The following is a 17,225-nucleotide window of genomic DNA, read 5'->3' as shown; positions in this document are numbered from 1 at the left end:
AGTAAAATGAGCCGTTTATTTTTTTATCTCTATTTATATAAGGAACCTATTATGTTTGGAAAAGGCGGTTTAGGCGGCTTAATGAAACAAGCTCAACAAATGCAAGAAAAAATGCAAAAGATGCAAGAAGAGATTGCTCAACTTGAAGTAACGGGCGAATCTGGTGCGGGCTTGGTCAAAGTGACCATTAACGGTGCTCATAACTGCCGCCGCATCGAAATCGATCCATCATTGATGGAAGATGATAAAGAGATGGTAGAAGACTTAGTGGCAGCTGCATTTAACGATGCCGTTCGCCGTGCGGAAGAGTTACAAAAAGAGAAAATGGCAAGTGTAACCGCAGGATTAAATTTACCTGCGGGAATGAAGTTACCATTTTAATCGTAGTGTGGGATAAATCCCCCTTCAAACAAAATCCGACTCTATGCAAACAAGCCCTTTACTTGAAAACTTAATGGAAGCCCTACGGGCCCTCCCTGGCGTTGGTCCTAAATCAGCTCAACGTATGGCATTCCATCTCCTGCAACGCAATCGTGCGGGCGGACTTCATCTTTCTAAAGCCTTAAATGAAGCGATGACGCATATCGGGCATTGCCAATGGTGCCGTACTTTTACCGAAGAAGAACAATGTACGATTTGTAGCAATCCACGCCGCCAAATGAGCGGGCAGCTTTGCATTGTGGAAATGCCAGAAGATATTCAAGCAATTGAGCAAACAGGGCAATTTTCGGGTAGATATTTTGTATTGATGGGGCATCTTTCTCCTATTGATGGCATTGGTCCACGTGAAATCGGCTTAGATTTATTGCAACAACGGTTGGAAAATGAATCCTTCCACGAAGTAATTTTAGCCACCAACCCAAATGTCGAAAGCGAGGCAACCACGCATTACATCGCTGATATGTGCAAAATGTACAACGTAAAAGCCACGCGAATCGCTTATGGCGTACCAATGGGCGGTTCGCTTGAAATGGTCGATGGTAGCACGCTTTCGCACTCGATTATTGGGCGGCGGGATATTACCCTTTAGTTATTTTTTATTCACATAAAAGCTGATATAATCAGTCAACTTTTTACCGACAATTCTTTGAGGATACAATGGAAACTATCGACAAAATTAAAAAACAAATCAGCGAAAACCCAATTCTACTTTATATGAAAGGTTCGCCAAAATTCCCATCATGCGGTTTCTCTGCGCGTGCAGTGGAAGCGGTAATCAACTGCCAAGTGCCTTTTGGTTATGTAGATATTTTAACCAACCCAGATATTCGTGCAGAATTACCAAAATTCGCAAACTGGCCAACGTTCCCACAATTATGGGTGGAAGGTGAGTTAATCGGTGGTTGCGACATCGTATTAGAAATGGCACAAAAAGGTGAATTGCAAGCGTTATTAAAAGAAGTGGCAGCTCGTCATCCTGCTTAAAAAAACTTCTCATTTAGGGCAGATATCATATCTGCCCTTTATATTTTAGACCAAACGTAAATAAGCTCAAAGTTCGCCAAACCGTCCAGATTATGCGAAAATAACCGTCAATTTTAAGGAGCTACAATGAATTTATCGCAATATCACTGGACAAAAGCAAACGATATTTACCCCAACCGAGGCAAAAAATCTTATGTGGGCAAGCGATTACGCTACCGCCTACGTTCACTTTTACACGCACAAGCGGTCAAAAAATTTGAGCAATTTGTCAATCAACACCCTTTGCTTGTTTCTCTACTTAACGAGCGAACAAACTACGGCTATCCATTGGTGCATCGCTTTCTAGATAAACGTTTTAACAGCCAACAACGCTTCAATGCCATCTGCGAGAACTTACTTTTTCTTCCGCAACAACTTGCTCATCTCAACCCACCATTGTGGCAGCAGCCATTAAGTTTTGGCGAAGTTATCCCTGATTTTGAGATTTTGCTTAACATCAACGAACACCAGCCGATGGAAGGTTATTGGGCATTGGAACTTCGTTATAAGCCTGAGAATCAACTGATTTACTTGCTGACTTTTGGCAAATTAGACGATGCGTTATTGATTGCTGTGGTGCAAGGTCCAAATTTTGAAGGCTCAAAAGAGATAGTAAAACAGCTCACTAAAGCCTGCCACGGCTTGCGCCCAGCGTATTTAATGGTAGAAGCAATGAAAAGCCTTACCAAAATTTTAGGCTACGATAAATTATTGGGGATTCCGCAAAAATATCAAAACAAATCACGCCTTGTGCAAAGCAAACGCTACGTGGTGGATTACGATACGATTTTCTCTGAAGCAGGCGGAAAACGTGAAAATTATTGGCTACTCCCTCTTGAAGATAACCGCAATTTAGACGAAATCCCAAGTAAAAAACGTTCAATGTACCGCAAACGCTTTGCGATGTTGGATGAGTTGTTTGAAGTGATGAAACAAGCGGTAAAAATGTAAGAAAAGTTTGCGAGAAGAAAATCAGCCCTGAATCCAATTTAGGGTCTACTCTAAAACTTCAAAAAAATTATTCAAACTCAGTTCGAAATTGTGCAATCAAGATAGTCAAAATCTTACGAATAAATAGTTGTTACCGTTCATATTTTTAACAAATAAACATGCTAGAATTCTACCTCTTTTTTACTACTATCAATGAGGTATCTATGAGTACATTTAATGCGTTTGTTGAATTTGTTGCTAAAATCGTTGCCCCAATGCAACGCCAATTTATTAACTTTATTCGTATTGCTATTTTTATCGTTATGGTTTGGATTGGCGGCTTAAAAATTTGCCAATATGAAGCAGACGGTATCGCCCACTTTGTATCAAATAGCCCGTTCTTCAGCTATATGTATAAAAAAGGTCCAAATTTGGTTGAAAATGACAAGGGCGAAATGGTGATGGAATACACTCTTCACAAAAATCCTGAAGGCAAAATGGTAGCGAAAAACATCGAATGGCATAAAGAAAACGGTACTTACACCACTTCTTATATCATCGGTGCAATTATCGTGACTGTGGGCATCCTCACTTTAGCAGGTATCTGGAATGCAACAGCAGGTTTAGCGGGCGGATTGCTCACCTTCGGAATGTCGATTGTCACGCTCTCCTTCCTGATAACCACTCCTGAGGCTTGGGTGCCTAATCTAGGCGGTGATTTACCAACACCAGCCTATGGCTTCCCTTATCTCTCTGGTGTTGGTCGCTTAGTCATCAAAGACGTGATTATGATGGCAGGCGGCTTAACTGCTGCGGCTGAATGTGCTAATCGCATTTTAGCAAGAAAACGTGCAGCTTAATTGCAAAACAATCTAAATTTCTGACCGCTTGTAACATTTTCTACAAGCGGTTTTTTTCTATGTAAAATTTACAATTTGAGGTCGGAAAAATTGCATTTTCATTTAAGTCTGCATTTACCAATGAACCATTTATTGCATTCCTATTTGTAATTGTATGTTTCTTTATCGACTGGGCTGTAGTATTAAGTTTACTCGTGTTCTTCGGTCGTAACGAAAAAGAACCTGCACAAGTAATTCATTCTGGTCGTTCAATGTAGGAGGCAGCATGTTAAATAATCCATTTGAAACCGAAGAGCAAACAACAAAACCGTCAACAGAAGAAACCACTTTTGCTGTTGATTTAGAAAAAACAGAGCAAAGTAAGGAAGAAAATCCACCGCTTGATTTCGTAACGGAAGAACCTGTCATTGAAAAAAATGAATAATAGCTAATTTCTCTTAAAATCTCACCGCTTGTAGGTATAATACAAGCGGTGTTTTTTTAGGGAAACTTTGCAAATGTTACTTTTAACGCTTTATCTTATCGGGATTACCGCCGAATCGATCACGGGTGCGCTTGCCGCAGGGCGGGAAAAAATGGATATGTTTGGGATGATTATTATCTCATCGGTGACCGCCATTGGCGGTGGTTCGATTCGCGATATGTTGCTCGGGCATTATCCACTTGGTTGGGTAAAGCACCCTGAATATTTGGTGATTGTGGTTGCCGCCTCAATTTTTACGATGTTTATCGCCCAATTTTTGGGCTATTTTCGCACCATTTTCTTGGTATTGGACGCACTTGGCTTAATCGTTTTTTCCATCATCGGGGCGCAAGTTGCATTGGATATGGGGCACGGCTTCGTGATTGCAGCAGCGGCGGCGGTAATTACAGGCGCATTTGGTGGCGTGTTACGGGATCTGTTATGTAACCGCATTCCACTCGTATTCCGCAAAGAGCTTTACGCCAGCATTTCGTTTCTTTCCTGCTGTATTTATGTTGGCTTACTCAAATTAGGTGTTAATCATAACACGGTAGTGATTGCGACCTTGATTTTAGGTTTTGGGCTACGTTTGCTCGCGATTCGTTTTAAATTAGGCTTACCAATTTTTGAGTTTGATGAATCCCAATATTTAGGCAAAGGCGATTTGGTGGATAAATTGGCGAAGCGGAAGAAATAATTGTGTGTGATCCTATGGCTTTCGCCATAGGTTACGCATAAATCAGCCCCGCTGGAGCTGTAAATCAATGCACAAAACCCGCATCGACATCCGCATTGGGGTTCTGTTTTTCGTATTTTTCTTCTTTGAGTTTGCCCGTATAAAGTTCCTTATTCGGCTCGCCTTCAACAATAATATTCCCTTTCGCTCCTTTTTCGGCTCGGAAAATACTGTGATCAACAAAGGTATATTTCCCTGGCACATTCATTTGCATTTCGACCATTGTCGTGCCGCCTGATGGAATCAGCGTGGTTTGCACGTGATGATTTTGTAGCGTGCCACCTTCGACATAAACCGTATCAAAGGTACGCCCGATTAAATGAAACGAAGAAATTTTATTTGGACCAGCGTTACCAACGAAAAATCGCACTTTGTCGCCCACTTTCGCTTTGAGAGCGTTTTCATCAGTTAAAGCCCCCACTTTGCCGTTAAACACCACATAATCTGGTAATTCATATTCGGCTTTTGCCATATCGAACACTTTCAATTCAGGGTTGTTACCTTCTTTCACGTAAAATTCGTTCTGCATAATGTAGAATTCCTTGTCTACTTTAGGTAGTCCTTCTTTCGGTTCAACCAACATCAAGCCGAACATTCCCTTGCCGATGTGAATCCCAACGGGCATTGTGCCGCAATGGTAGAGATAAAGCCCTGGTGCAGCTGCTCGAAAGGCAAAAGTGGTGCTTTTACCTGGTGCGGTTTGGCTGGCAAGTGCACCGCCTTCGGGAGCCGCTGCAGAATGGAAATCAAGCGAATGTGGCATTTTGCCATTCACCGGGTTAGAAAGCTGAACTTCCACCATATCGCCCTCACGCACGCGGATAAATGGGGCAGGCGTTGTGCCATTGAACGTCCAATATTTGAACTTCACACCGCTTTCAATTTCCATTACTTTTTCCAACGCCTCAAGCTTAACCACTACTTTTGCAGGTGTGGTGCGTTCAATAGGTTTAGGTACGTTCGGGGCAAAGGCTAATTCCGCTTCAACGGTGGGTAATTGAGCCATCGGCACAAAAATTGAATTTGCATTTTGTTGTTGATTTTCGACCGCTTGCACATTCGGCAAGGTAAAATTGAAAGCCAACATCATGGCTAACGTTGTTTTTTTCATCTCGTAATCCTTTCTATCATCATATGAGTATTTACATTATAATAAAGGCGTTGAACAAGCGATATGATTTAGATTAAATTTTGCAAAGCTAAATCGTTACAGCTAAAATTTTTTATTTTTACATGAAGAGAAAATTATGAGCAAAATTTGGGTAACAGGCGATGCCGTGGTGGACTTAATTCCAGATGGCGAAAACCACTATTTAAAATGTGCAGGTGGTGCGCCAGCGAATGTGGCGGTGGGCGTAGCACGCTTAGGCTGTGAGGCAGGCTTTATTGGCCGTGTAGGCTTAGATCCGCTCGGCAAATTTATGCAAGAAACCTTGAATGCAGAAAAGGTTTGCACCGACCATATGATTTTAGACCCTACCCAACGCACCTCAACGGTGATTGTCGGGTTAGACAACGGCGAGCGAAGCTTCACTTTTATGGTGAACCCAAGTGCTGATCAGTTCTTGGAAGTGGGCGATTTACCAAATTTCCAAGCAGGCGATTTTTTACACTGCTGTTCAATTGCGTTAATCAACGACCCATCTCGATCCACCACCATTGAGGCGATTCGCCGTGTTAAACAAGCAGGCGGATTCTTCTCGTTCGATCCAAACTTACGCGATTCTCTCTGGGCAAGCCTTGAAGAGATGAAAACCGTGGTGAATGACGTAGTCGCTATGGCGGATATTTTAAAATTCTCCGAAGAAGAATTGACGCTCCTCACCAATACCACAACATTGGACGAAGCGATCAAAGTGATTACGGCACAATATCCTGAAAAACTGATCATTATCACATTGGGTAAAGATGGTGCAATTTACCACTTCCACGGCAAGAGCCAAATTGTCGCAGGCAAAGCGTTAAAACCAGTCGATACCACAGGCGCAGGTGATGCGTTCGTGAGCGGTTTATTAGCAGGGCTTTCAGAAGTCGCTGATTGGAAAGATGAAGCGACATTAGTGAACGTCATCCGCAAAGCGAATGCTTCAGGTGCGTTAGCCACTACCGCAAAAGGTGCGATGGCAGCACTGCCGAATAAAGCACAGTTAGAGGCGTTTTTGAACGCGTAATTCGTAGGGTGTGTGAGTTGTTTTGCAACTCACGCACCATTTTTTATCGCTTGCGTGCGTGAACTTCGTTCACACCCTACCCAAATATCCACTTTCGAGAAAATCCCATGCACATTTTCAACAACGGAAAATACAAAAGCCTGCACGCACAAGCGGAAGGCGAGCTGAACGCAATCTATGAAACCGTGCTTTCAGACCACAATTTCTACCCAACTTATCACCTTGCACCCAAAACAGGCTTATTTAACGACCCTAACGGCTTGATTTTTGATGGCGAGAAATACCATATTTTCGCTCAATGGTTCCCTTACGATGCGATGCACGGCATGAAGCACTGGGAACACTTTATTACCCGTGATTTCCAAACTTTTGAAAAAGGCGATTTACTGATTCCAGATGAATTGTTCGAATCGCACGGCTGCTATTCAGGCGGGGCGATTTTATGGAAAGACCATATCGTGGCGTTTTACACAGGCAACACTCGCCGTCCATCTGATAACGAACGCGTGCCGCACCAAAACATTGCCATTTTCGACAAAGCGGGCAAGTTATTGGAAAAACGTTGCATTATCGACCAAGCACCAAAAGGCTACACCAAACACGTTCGCGATCCAAAACCATTCGTGACTCAAGAAGGCAAAATCCGCTTCGTGCTAGGTGCACAACGTGAAAATCTCACTGGCACTTGTTTAGTCTATGAAATGGACGATTTAAACAGTACACCACGTTTGTTGGGCGAGTTAGCGGTGCAAGATTTCAACAACAGCCACGTCTTCATGTGGGAGTGTCCAGACTTGTTCCAGTTGGGCGGAAAAGACGTTTTCGTTTGGTCGCCGCAAGGTAAATTGCGTGAAGAGACGCAGTTCCAAAACAACTACCATGCTACTTACGCATTAGGCAAATTAGACGGCAATTGCTTAAAAGCGGAACACATTGAAGAACTCGATTACGGCTTTGATTTCTACGCCCCGCAAACGGTGCAAAATTCCGACCGCATTCTGTTCGGCTGGATTGGCTTGCCAGATTTGACTTACCCAACTGATAAATACAAATGGCATTCGACGCTTACTATGCCACGCCAAATTTCGGTGGAAAATGGTAGAATCAAGCAACGCCCAATTGTGAAAGTAGGCGAATTGCAAGCGGTCGAATTACAAGGCGAAATTGCAAATCTCGACACTAGCTATTTGCAAATCAATGTGGAAAATCAACCGCTTGAATTAACGTTCTTTGGCAAATTGAAATTCTGTTATCAAAATGGTATGGTAACGCTAGATCGTAGTGCAACCGAGCAGACGGATTTGATGAAACAGTTTGACGGTATTCGCCACGTAAAAGTAGAAAAATTAGACAAGATTGAGATTTTCTTTGACCGTTCAATTGTCGAGATTTTTCTCAATGATGGCGAAAAAGTGATGACTTCCCGCTTCTTTATCACAAATCGCGAAAATGTAGTGGCAAGCTCACGCCCTGTTTCGGCACAGGTTGCACAAGTGCACGCAATTACATTTTAATGGATTAAAAAGGTTACACCGTGAAAACTGAGCAACAAAAACGGCTAACGCTTAACGACATCGCCCGCCTTGCGGGGGTGTCAAAAACTACCGCAAGCATTATTTTAAATAACCGCGGAGATGATTTCCGCATTAAAGCGGAAACCCGCCAGAAAGTGCGTGAAGTTGCCCAGCAATACGGCTATCGGGCAAATGCTTATGCTAAAGCGTTGCAGGCACGTAAAACCAATGTGATTGGCTTGGTTATCCCTGATCTGACCAATTATGGTTTTGCTCAAACAGCAAAAACATTGGAGCGACTTTGTCGTGAAAATGGACTTTACTTAGTGATTGCCTGTTCGGATGATAATCCAACCCAAGAAAAAGTGGCGATTGAGCGATTACTTGATCGCCAAGTCGATCTCTTAATTACTGCCCCAACCCATACAATCGCTGATTATTATCAGGATATTTTACAACACACTCCGCTGCTTTTACTTGACCGTTATATTCCCAACTCTGGAATTCCCTCCATTACTAGCAAGGATATTCCAAGCGTTGCCATGTTAGTGGAAAACATTGTGCGAGCTTATCAGCTAGATGAATTTTTCTACTTTGGCGGGCAACTTTCGCTAACGCCAAGTGAAAATCGCTTGAAAGGCTTCCGCGAAGGCTTGATGCAATCGCATTTAACCGAACAAAGCGGTTGGATTTTGCATAAAGATTATCAACCTGAATCGGGCTATCAAATGTTAGCGGAAACGGTGGATCGAATCGGGCGTTTACCCAAGGCGATTTTTACCGCTTCTTACACCTTGCTTGAAGGCGTAATGCGTTATTTAACAGAGCATAAATTGATGGATAAGTTGATGAGCCAAGAGTTGCACTTAGCGACTTTCGATGATCATCATTTACTGAACGCCTTACCATTTCATATTCATTCGATTAAGCAAGATCACGAAACCATTGCTCAGCAAACTTTTGCAATATTAAAAGAGAAATTAAACCACCAAGAGAGCCAAAGTGCACAAGTAGATTGTGAAATTATTTGGCGGAGGTAATGAAACTAAAAGGAAATCTTATGGCACATTTTTACGAATATTTGGAATTTAGCAGCGATGAAGATCGCGAAAATCAGTTAGATGTTTACGTTGGCATTGAGCTTTCGCCTGAAACTGAATCGAAGATTAAAGCCCTCAATATCACAGGCGATTGGCTAGTGATGGCAGAACCTTACTGACCAGATTGCGTAGAGATTGTGGCATATTTCCAACGTATCACTAAGCTCAATCCGAACATCAAAGTGAAATATGTTTCGCGTAAAGATAACAAAGAACGTAAGCATTTCGATAGCGACGAGCAACAACAAGCGGTAATCGCTGCTCAAAAAATCCCAAGCATTTTTGATATTCACAACGGCAAAACCGAGCTAGTTTTAAATGAATTTCCTGCATTTTTAAAAGCCCAAATGGAAGCCAATCCAGAACAATTTGATGAGCTAAAAGCAGATTTCCGAATGGGTAAATTCGGTAAAGAAGTAGAAGCAGAATTGGTTGAGATTTTGACTAAATAACATTATTAAAGAAAAGTTGCTAATATTTGAAATAAATATTAGCAACTTTTATTACCCTATTACTTTTTAGAAGAAGCATATAACAAAATCAATACAAAAAAATAAAATATCGAACCTGAGTTATGTGCCAAGAAAGATTGGCTCATGAAATAAAACAGATGCGATAAAATATGAGTTACACCTAAAATTGCAATACATTTTATTTCTAAACTCGGTTCTTTTAGATTACGTATAAAATAAAATAATGGTATTAAAGTAACTAACATTAATCCAATAAATCCAACAAAACCACGTTTTACCCAAGATTCTAAATATTGATTGTGTAAACTATTAAATTGCAATGTGGTTTGTGCCATTTGCTTAGACTTAATTTGCTGATCTTTAAATGATTCATATCCTTTGCTACCATGACCAAATAAAGGAGCTTGTTTAATCGCAATCAACGCATTTTCCCACATATCAAATCGAGCACCAAGCGAGCTGTTCTTATTATTTTTTTCAAGGTAAAGCATAATATCTGATTTTGCAGCATTATAACGTTGCTCAATGCCAAATTTAGGATTGGTGATAAGTGTTGTAATACCAATACCTATAACCGCAATCAATGAGAAAATTAATTTTTTGCTAATGTATTGGCGATAAAGAAACAAAATCATTAGTAAAACAATGGGCAACCCTACCCAACCACCGCGTGCACCAGATAATGCACTAGTGCTCATTGCTAACATTATTCCGATAAAACTAAATAATGCAGATTTATATTCTCTCTTTACCGTAAAATAAATAGCAATCACAAGGCTAAATGTTGCAAGTGAAATCGCAATATTACCAACTTGAATATGCATAATCTCAGGAAATGGCTTCAAATACCCCAATTGAAATTTTTGAAATAATGCAGTTAGACCAGTAACCATTGCACCTACTGGGACCGAATATAAAATGGTTTTTATTTTAATAGGGAATTGGCTAAATAAAAGTAACAATGGAATAAATAATAAGATTCGGCTTGGATTATCTATTTCTCTAAAGCTATCTTTATTGATAATAATAGAAAGTAGAAAGGTAATGAAATAGAATAAAAAAGAGAAAATAAGCCATTTATCTGATTTTGCTAATTGCCATTTTTGCTTAAATTTTAAGAAATATACGAGAGTGTAAATAATGCTAATGCTACCTAATGCCATCGGTACATAGCTATAACCTTTTTTAAGCACTAAAACGCTTACAAAAAATAAAGCAACAAGTAGATTAAGCATCAAAGCAAAAGGTTTAGCCTGAATAAAGTTTGAACGAATCAACATAAAAATTCCTTAAATGAAAAGTCGTACACATTTTACCCGAAATCAGGATGCAAAAGTAGAACGTTTTTGCACCGCTTGATGAAATCAATGTTTAGTGAGAACTAACTTAGACCAAATTTTGTATAACGGATAATCTACAAAGAACCTAAATCATCTCTTTACTTCCTTGCTAACCTGCGTTAAAATTGGCTACCTTTTTTAGTTCTATGCCGCCAAAAATGTGTGCGGTTTAATTTAATCATATTTTTCTGAGGTGATGGCATATGCCAGTAATTAAAGTTCGTGAAAATGAATCATTTGACGTTGCATTACGTCGTTTTAAACGCTCTTGCGAAAAAGCAGGTTTATTAGCAGAAGTTCGTGCTCGTGAATTCTACGAAAAACCAACAACAATTCGTAAACGTGAGAAAGCGTCTTTAGCAAAACGTCACGCTAAACGCAATGCTCGTGAAAACGCACGTAACACTCGTTTATACTAATTCATTTGCTTTTTAAGCACTGAATCTTTACTGAAACCGTGAAACCGCGAGGAATCACGGTTTTAGTTTATTTATCCCACTCTTTTAGCAATGGAGGACCAATGAAAGGCACTATTCCACGTTCGTTTATTGATGATCTCATTGCTCGCACTGATATTGTCGATCTGATCAATCAACGCGTTAAGCTCAAAAAAGCAGGTCGAGATTATCAAGCCTGTTGTCCATTTCATCACGAAAAAACACCTTCTTTTTCCGTTAGCCAATCCAAACAGTTCTATCACTGTTTCGGCTGTGGGGCACACGGCAATGTAATTAGCTTTTTGATGGAATATGACAAGCTCGAATTTCCTGAAGCGATTGAAGAACTTGCCGCAATGCAAGGGCTAGAAGTCCCGCGTGAGAATGTGCGTCAATCGGGCAATTTTCGCCCAGTTAGTTATAAAACCAAACGCGATCTTTACAGTTTACTTGAAGAAATCACCCACTTCTATCAACAAAATTTACAAAACGATATTCTAAGCCAAAATTACTTACAAGGGCGGGGTTTATCGCCTGAAATCATCGCTAAATTTGAACTCGGTTTTGCACCGAATAACTATGATGCCGTACTCAAACGCTTTGGCGTGAACCCTGAAGAAACTCAGAAATTACGCGATACAGGGATGGTTTCTGAAAATGAAAACGGTCGAATTTATGATAAGTTTCGCAATCGTGTGATGTTTCCAATTCGGGATAAACGTGGTCGCGTGATTGCCTTTGGTGGTCGTGTAATGGGCGATGAACGCCCTAAATACCTGAACTCGCCTGAATCTGCCACTTACCACAAAGGCAATGAACTTTACGGCTTATATCAAGCCCTACAAGCCAATGAAAATCCTGAATATTTGTTTGTGGTGGAAGGCTATATGGATGTGGTAGCTCTCGCCCAATTTTGTGTGTTGAATGCGGTTGCTTCGCTTGGCACAGCAACCACAGGCGAACAAATCCAACAGATGTTCCGTGTCACCGAGCAGATTGTCTGCTGCTACGATGGTGACCGTGCAGGACGTGATGCGGCTTGGCGTGCCTTTGAGAATGCCTTGCCATATTTGTATGATGGGCGTCAGCTCAAATTTATCTTTTTGCCAGATGGAGAAGATCCTGATACTTTCGTACGAAGCCAAGGCAAAGAGGGTTTTGAACAATATTTGGCGGAACATTCCAAATCATTGAGCGATTTTCTGTTTGATAGCTTACTGATGCAAGTTGATTTATCTAGCCCAGAAGGGAAATCTAAACTTGCCTCGCTTGCCATTCCGCTCATTAATCGCATTCCAGGAGAAATGTTGCGGGTTTACCTTCGCAATATCTTAGGGCAAAAATTAGGCATCCTAGACTCTGCTCAGCTCGAAGCAATGTTGCCAAATCGTCAGCAAAAAGAGGTCGCTAAACCACAAGCAAACCAAATCAAACGCACACCAATGCGCTTGTTGATTGCTTTGTTATTGCAAAATCCAGTGTTGGCAAAACATGTGCCAGACCTCACACCGCTAAGCGAATTGAACGAACCTGGCTTTGCCTTATTCTTTGAATTAGCCCAAATTTGCCAAGCTAATGTTGGCATTTCAATGGGCGCTTTGCTAGAACATTGGAGAGACCACGAACAATTTCGCACGCTTGAATTACTGGCAAGTTGGGATCATATGGTCGCTCCAGAAAACCTAGAAAAAGAGTTTATCGAAACCCTTGCTTTTCTCTACGATAAATTGGTCGAAAAAAGGGCAGAAATACTAATTGCCAAAGAGCGAACTTCAGGCTTGAGCGCAGAAGAAAAACAAGAATTGGTTTTGTTAATTTCAAAGTAAATTTGACCACTTGTTTCCATTAGAATAGCTAAGAAAACCACAATATACATCAACTAAAAGGGATAGCATTCTTCAAACGCTATCCCTTTTTAATAGTGCACTATGGCATCTTATTTTTACACATCATAAGTGGTCGAAGCCGTATTACCGCCATGACCTGTCCAGTTGGTGTGGAAGAATTCGCCGCGTGGTTTGTCAGTGCGTTCATAAGTGTGTGCGCCAAAGTAATCACGTTGAGCTTGCAATAAGTTTGCTGGTAAACGTGCTGAGGTGTAGCCATCTAAGAAAGTGATCGCCGATGCCATACAAGGCATTGGGATACCCACTTCAATCGATTTCGCCACCACTTTACGCCAGTCGCTTAATGCGTTTTCTAAAATGCCTTTGAAGTAGCTGTCTGAACCTAAGAAAATTAAATCTGGGTTCGCTTCGTACGCATCGCGGATGTTGCCTAAGAAACGGCTGCGGATGATACAACCTTCACGCCATAACAACGCGGTTGCACCGTAGTTGATGTTCCAGCCGAACTGTTCTGATGCTTCACGAATGAGCATAAAACCTTGTGCGTAAGAGATGATTTTTGACGCTAATAATGCTTTGCGTACCGCTTCAATCCATACTTTTTTGTCGCCTTCAACTGGGCTGATGGTTTTGTTGAAGATCTGGCTTGCCGCTAAACGTTGGTCTTTGAATGAAGACACGCAACGTGCAAACACCGATTCAGTGATTAAGGTTAATGGAATACCGAAATCTAAGGCGTTGATACCCGTCCATTTACCTGTCCCTTTTTGGCCAGCTGTATCTAAGATTTTTTCAACTAATGGCTCACCATCCGCATCTTTATAACCAAGAATATCGGTGGTGATATCGATTAAATAACTATCAAGTTCAGTTTTTTTCCATTCTGAGAAGATGGCTTGCATTTCATCATAGCTCAAGCCTAAACCTTCTTTTAAGAATTGGTAGGCTTCACAAATTAATTGCATATCGCCATATTCGATGCCGTTGTGAACCATTTTCACGAAATGACCAGCCCCTTCGCCGCCTACCCAGTCACAGCAAGGCTCGCCTTGTTCAGTTTTCGCCGAGATCGCTTGGAAGATTGGTTTCACATATTGCCACGCTTCTGCATTACCGCCCGGCATAATGGAAGGCCCGTGACGAGCACCCTCTTCACCGCCTGACACACCAGAACCGATAAAGCGAATACCTTTCTCCGCTAAGGCTTTCACACGACGGTTAGTGTCTGGATAGTTTGAGTTACCGCCATCAATAATGATGTCGCCTTCTTCCAAGTGCGGTAATAATGCATCAATAAATTGATCCACCACATCACCCGCACGCACCATTAACATCACTTTGCGTGGACGCTCTAATTTAGACGCCAAGTCTTCCAAAGAATACGCACCAATAATGTTTGTACCTTTCGCAGCCCCTTCCAAGAACTCATCCACTTTTGAAGTTGTGCGGTTATATGCCACTACTTTAAAGCCATGATCATTCATATTTAAAATAAGGTTCTGCCCCATTACGGCTAAGCCGATAACACCGATGTCGCCTTTTACTGACATTGTTTTCTCCTGTTGGTAGGGTAGGCTTTAGCCTACCGTGATTTTTGATTTTATCCTAAGTTACACATAAGGGCGTAAACGATTAAATTTAAGTGAAAATTTACATTTCTAACGAATTTCCCTACTTTGGCAAAGAGGAGGCTTTCGAGCATTTTTACGAAATGCTCTTAAAATTCGACCGCTTATGCTCTTCTAATCTCTATGTGCGATTTCTTAAACGCTAATGCCACGGTTGCAATTAACATTACACCTGCGACCGCGATATAAAGCGTTTGTTTTTCCCATCCTGAGTCAAGCAATATTCCCGCAACCGTTGGAGCCAGCACTGAACCGGCGCGACCAGCGCCGATTGCCCAACCCACGCCAGTGTTTCGAATATCGGCATCATAAGTGGCTGGGTTGATGGTATATAAACCACTGATACAACCGTTAATTAACGCACCGACTACCACGCCAAGTACCATTGCAATCGCAAGGTTCGCACTTGAAAGAATAAAGACCACAATTGCAATTGAAGACGCCACAGTAAACAGCATCAACACACTACGCGCAGACCAGCGGCTGGCGATTAAGCCATAAACCAATGAGCCTACTGCACCGCCAAGCGAGATCATCATTCCCACATTGATACTCTCTTCCATGGTCATTCCTGCTTCTTTTAATAACGCAGGTGTCCACGAGCTGATGAAGTAGAAGCAGAACATAATCGCAAAAAATGAGAGCCATAGTAACAAGGTAGAACGTAAGTATTTTTGGCTAAATAGAGCCGTAATCGGCAATTTTACCGCTTTTTCAGCATGTTTTTCGGTGAGTTCCCATTCGCCAGCAAAGCCTAATTTGTGGGCAATCTTATTCAAACATGCTTTCGCATTTTGCGGTTGTTTAGCGTTTAAATAGTCGATCGATTCTGGTAACCAGATGAATAAAACGACAAACACCACTGCGGTCATTGCAGCACCAGCGAAGTAAACTGCATGCCAAGAGTAAGCGGCTTGTAACGATTTTGCCATCATACCGCCAATCATCGCCCCGATACCAAAGCCTGCTGCATAAACACTAATTGCAAAGCTACGCCATTTTTTCGATGAATATTCACTAGTGATTACGTTAGTTCCTACCAAAATACCGCCTACGCCTAAGCCTGTGAGAATACGTGAGAACGCAAGGATTTCAGACGTAGTAGAAAAGCCAGAACCCCCCAAACCCACTGCAGAAAATGCCACAGAAAGTAATAAAATTGGGCGACGACCGAATTTATCAGCAAGTGGTGCCAGCACCATTGAGCCAACTACCATACCAATTAACCCTGCACTGACGAGCATCCCAAATTCAGTTTTGCTCAAGCCAAAATCTTTGCTGATATTGGTGGCGGTAAAGGCAATGGCAAGCACGTCAAAGCCGTCTAAAAAGTTCATTACGGCAGCCATTAACACAATTGCCCACTGGTAAACGCCCATTGGGCTATTATCGATTTTTTCTCTTAAATTCATTAAGACCTCAAGTTGTATGTTGATTTTATTGGTTAATCCTCTCCCACAAGGGGAGAGAAGACATTAAACCTCTTTAATTAAAGAGCATCCTTCTTCAAAAGTATCTAACCATTGCCATTGTTCATTGCCAATTAATTTTCCACTTTCAATTGAAAATGTTGTTAAGCAACTCCCTAAACGATTTTCTAATGCTTGATTTAAATGCTGATAAGTGAACTCAATTTGTGTGTCGTTTATCCATTTCCCAATTAAAAAACCTTTTAAAATTTCACCACCACCATATTCGGCCCAAATCATTTTACCTTGTTGATGGTAATGAAATTCTGTTTGGTTACTCACTTCACCATTTGAGGTGTTTTCAACGGCAACAAATTTTTTATTATCTAAATTCAACATTAAAGTCACTCCGCATCTAATGTATCTATATCTTATTTTAGTCCGTACAATGCTAATAAATTAACTCTTCGTCCATGCACTCATATGCTGTGTAAATCCAATATTCGGATAATAATCCACGGCTTGTGGTGCCGATAACAGCACAATTTTGGCTTGTGGATGTAAGGCTTGTTTAGTGTGTTCAATCAATTGCAAACCGATACCTTGTTTTTGATATTGTTCATCAACCGCTAAATCAGATAAATAACAGCAATAGGCAAAATCCGTCACGGAACGTGCCACTCCCACTAATCGTTCACCATCCCAAGCGGTGATTAATAAATCCGCATAGTGCAACATTGCCGCGACACGTTTTTCATCCTCTAACGGACGGCGTGCCCCGAGCGTTGTTTTATTTAGCAATTCAATAAATTGTTTAACTGAAATTGGTTCATTCACTTTGTAGTCTATCATT

At 41.3% G+C, this 17,225-nt stretch carries 18 protein-coding genes and 1 pseudogene; 13 read left to right on the top strand and 6 right to left on the bottom strand.

Annotation, left to right across the window (positions count from 1 at the left end; genetic code table 11):
- Positions 1-51 precede the first annotated feature (51 nt).
- The 7 genes from B0184_RS04885 (at position 52) to B0184_RS04855 (ending at position 4,414) form a co-directional block, all read left to right on the top strand.
- Positions 52-381: a YbaB/EbfC family nucleoid-associated protein gene (locus B0184_RS04885; protein WP_005705407.1), complete on the top strand. Its 330-nt coding sequence runs from the start codon at positions 52-54 to the stop codon at positions 379-381.
- A gap of 43 nt (positions 382-424) precedes the next feature.
- Positions 425-1,030, top strand: a complete 606-nt coding sequence (recR, locus tag B0184_RS04880) for a recombination mediator RecR (RefSeq protein WP_005707726.1) — start codon at positions 425-427, stop codon at positions 1,028-1,030.
- 68 nt (positions 1,031-1,098) lie between these two features.
- The gene (gene grxD, locus B0184_RS04875) at positions 1,099-1,425 is read left to right on the top strand and encodes a Grx4 family monothiol glutaredoxin (protein ID WP_005707713.1); all 327 of its coding nucleotides are present in this window, start codon (positions 1,099-1,101) and stop codon (positions 1,423-1,425) included.
- A 126-nt stretch (positions 1,426-1,551) separates the two neighbouring features.
- A complete protein-coding gene (locus B0184_RS04870; protein ID WP_005707678.1) occupies positions 1,552-2,415 on the top strand; it encodes a VirK/YbjX family protein in 864 nt (287 codons plus the stop codon).
- A 203-nt stretch (positions 2,416-2,618) separates the two neighbouring features.
- Positions 2,619-3,254 (top strand): YkgB family protein, encoded by a 636-nt coding sequence (locus B0184_RS04865; protein ID WP_005707751.1) that lies wholly within the window; start codon positions 2,619-2,621, stop codon positions 3,252-3,254.
- A gap of 265 nt (positions 3,255-3,519) precedes the next feature.
- Complete coding sequence (locus tag B0184_RS10410; RefSeq protein ID WP_005707744.1) at positions 3,520-3,678, top strand: hypothetical protein; 159 nt, start codon at positions 3,520-3,522, stop codon at positions 3,676-3,678.
- A gap of 73 nt (positions 3,679-3,751) precedes the next feature.
- Positions 3,752-4,414: a trimeric intracellular cation channel family protein gene (locus tag B0184_RS04855; protein ID WP_005707734.1), complete on the top strand. Its 663-nt coding sequence runs from the start codon at positions 3,752-3,754 to the stop codon at positions 4,412-4,414.
- A gap of 64 nt (positions 4,415-4,478) precedes the next feature.
- On the opposite strand, the gene nirK is transcribed toward B0184_RS04855, so the two are convergent.
- Complete coding sequence (nirK, locus tag B0184_RS04850) at positions 4,479-5,564, bottom strand: copper-containing nitrite reductase (protein ID WP_005707720.1); 1,086 nt, start codon at positions 5,562-5,564, stop codon at positions 4,479-4,481.
- A gap of 136 nt (positions 5,565-5,700) precedes the next feature.
- On the opposite strand from nirK, the gene B0184_RS04845 reads away from it, so the two are divergent.
- From B0184_RS04845 to B0184_RS04830, 4 genes and pseudogenes are all read left to right on the top strand, one after another.
- Positions 5,701-6,624: an aminoimidazole riboside kinase gene (locus B0184_RS04845; protein ID WP_005707718.1), complete on the top strand. Its 924-nt coding sequence runs from the start codon at positions 5,701-5,703 to the stop codon at positions 6,622-6,624.
- 107 nt (positions 6,625-6,731) lie between these two features.
- Entirely contained in the window at positions 6,732-8,138 is a 1,407-nt protein-coding gene (locus tag B0184_RS04840; RefSeq protein ID WP_005707762.1) for a glycoside hydrolase family 32 protein, read from the top strand.
- Positions 8,139-8,158: 20 nt separating this feature from the next.
- Positions 8,159-9,178 (top strand): LacI family DNA-binding transcriptional regulator, encoded by a 1,020-nt coding sequence (locus B0184_RS04835; protein ID WP_005707672.1) that lies wholly within the window; start codon positions 8,159-8,161, stop codon positions 9,176-9,178.
- 20 nt (positions 9,179-9,198) lie between these two features.
- Positions 9,199-9,690: pseudogene (locus tag B0184_RS04830) on the top strand (thioredoxin family protein).
- A gap of 59 nt (positions 9,691-9,749) precedes the next feature.
- Here the strand turns inward: B0184_RS04830 and B0184_RS04825 are convergent.
- Positions 9,750-10,991: an O-antigen ligase family protein gene (locus tag B0184_RS04825; RefSeq protein ID WP_005707750.1), complete on the bottom strand. Its 1,242-nt coding sequence runs from the start codon at positions 10,989-10,991 to the stop codon at positions 9,750-9,752.
- Positions 10,992-11,254: 263 nt separating this feature from the next.
- Between B0184_RS04825 and rpsU the strand changes: the two genes are divergently transcribed.
- Positions 11,255-11,470 (top strand): 30S ribosomal protein S21, encoded by a 216-nt coding sequence (gene rpsU, locus B0184_RS04820; RefSeq protein ID WP_005598703.1) that lies wholly within the window; start codon positions 11,255-11,257, stop codon positions 11,468-11,470.
- A gap of 101 nt (positions 11,471-11,571) precedes the next feature.
- Positions 11,572-13,314 carry a DNA primase gene (gene dnaG / locus B0184_RS04815; RefSeq protein WP_005707731.1) on the top strand — a complete coding sequence of 581 codons (1,743 nt, stop codon included), beginning with the start codon at positions 11,572-11,574 and terminating at the stop codon, positions 13,312-13,314.
- A gap of 116 nt (positions 13,315-13,430) precedes the next feature.
- On the opposite strand, the gene gnd is transcribed toward dnaG, so the two are convergent.
- The 4 genes from gnd to B0184_RS04795 form a co-directional block, all read right to left on the bottom strand.
- Positions 13,431-14,885, bottom strand: coding sequence for a decarboxylating NADP(+)-dependent phosphogluconate dehydrogenase (gnd, locus tag B0184_RS04810; RefSeq protein ID WP_005707684.1), 1,455 nt, complete (start codon positions 14,883-14,885; stop codon positions 13,431-13,433).
- Positions 14,886-15,067: 182 nt separating this feature from the next.
- Positions 15,068-16,375 carry an MFS transporter gene (locus B0184_RS04805; RefSeq protein ID WP_005707703.1) on the bottom strand — a complete coding sequence of 436 codons (1,308 nt, stop codon included), beginning with the start codon at positions 16,373-16,375 and terminating at the stop codon, positions 15,068-15,070.
- A 63-nt stretch (positions 16,376-16,438) separates the two neighbouring features.
- A complete protein-coding gene (locus tag B0184_RS04800) occupies positions 16,439-16,771 on the bottom strand; it encodes an avidin-fold protein (RefSeq protein ID WP_005707758.1) in 333 nt (110 codons plus the stop codon).
- A gap of 60 nt (positions 16,772-16,831) precedes the next feature.
- Positions 16,832-17,224: a GNAT family N-acetyltransferase gene (locus B0184_RS04795; RefSeq protein ID WP_005707737.1), complete on the bottom strand. Its 393-nt coding sequence runs from the start codon at positions 17,222-17,224 to the stop codon at positions 16,832-16,834.
- Position 17,225: the final 1 nt, after the last annotated feature.

It is taken from the genome of Haemophilus paraphrohaemolyticus (genome assembly GCF_002015045.1).
Taxonomy (GTDB): domain Bacteria; phylum Pseudomonadota; class Gammaproteobacteria; order Enterobacterales; family Pasteurellaceae; genus Haemophilus_A; species Haemophilus_A paraphrohaemolyticus.
The sequence above is the reverse complement of the archived record's forward strand: the minus strand, read 5'-3'. Positions and strand labels throughout refer to the sequence as shown.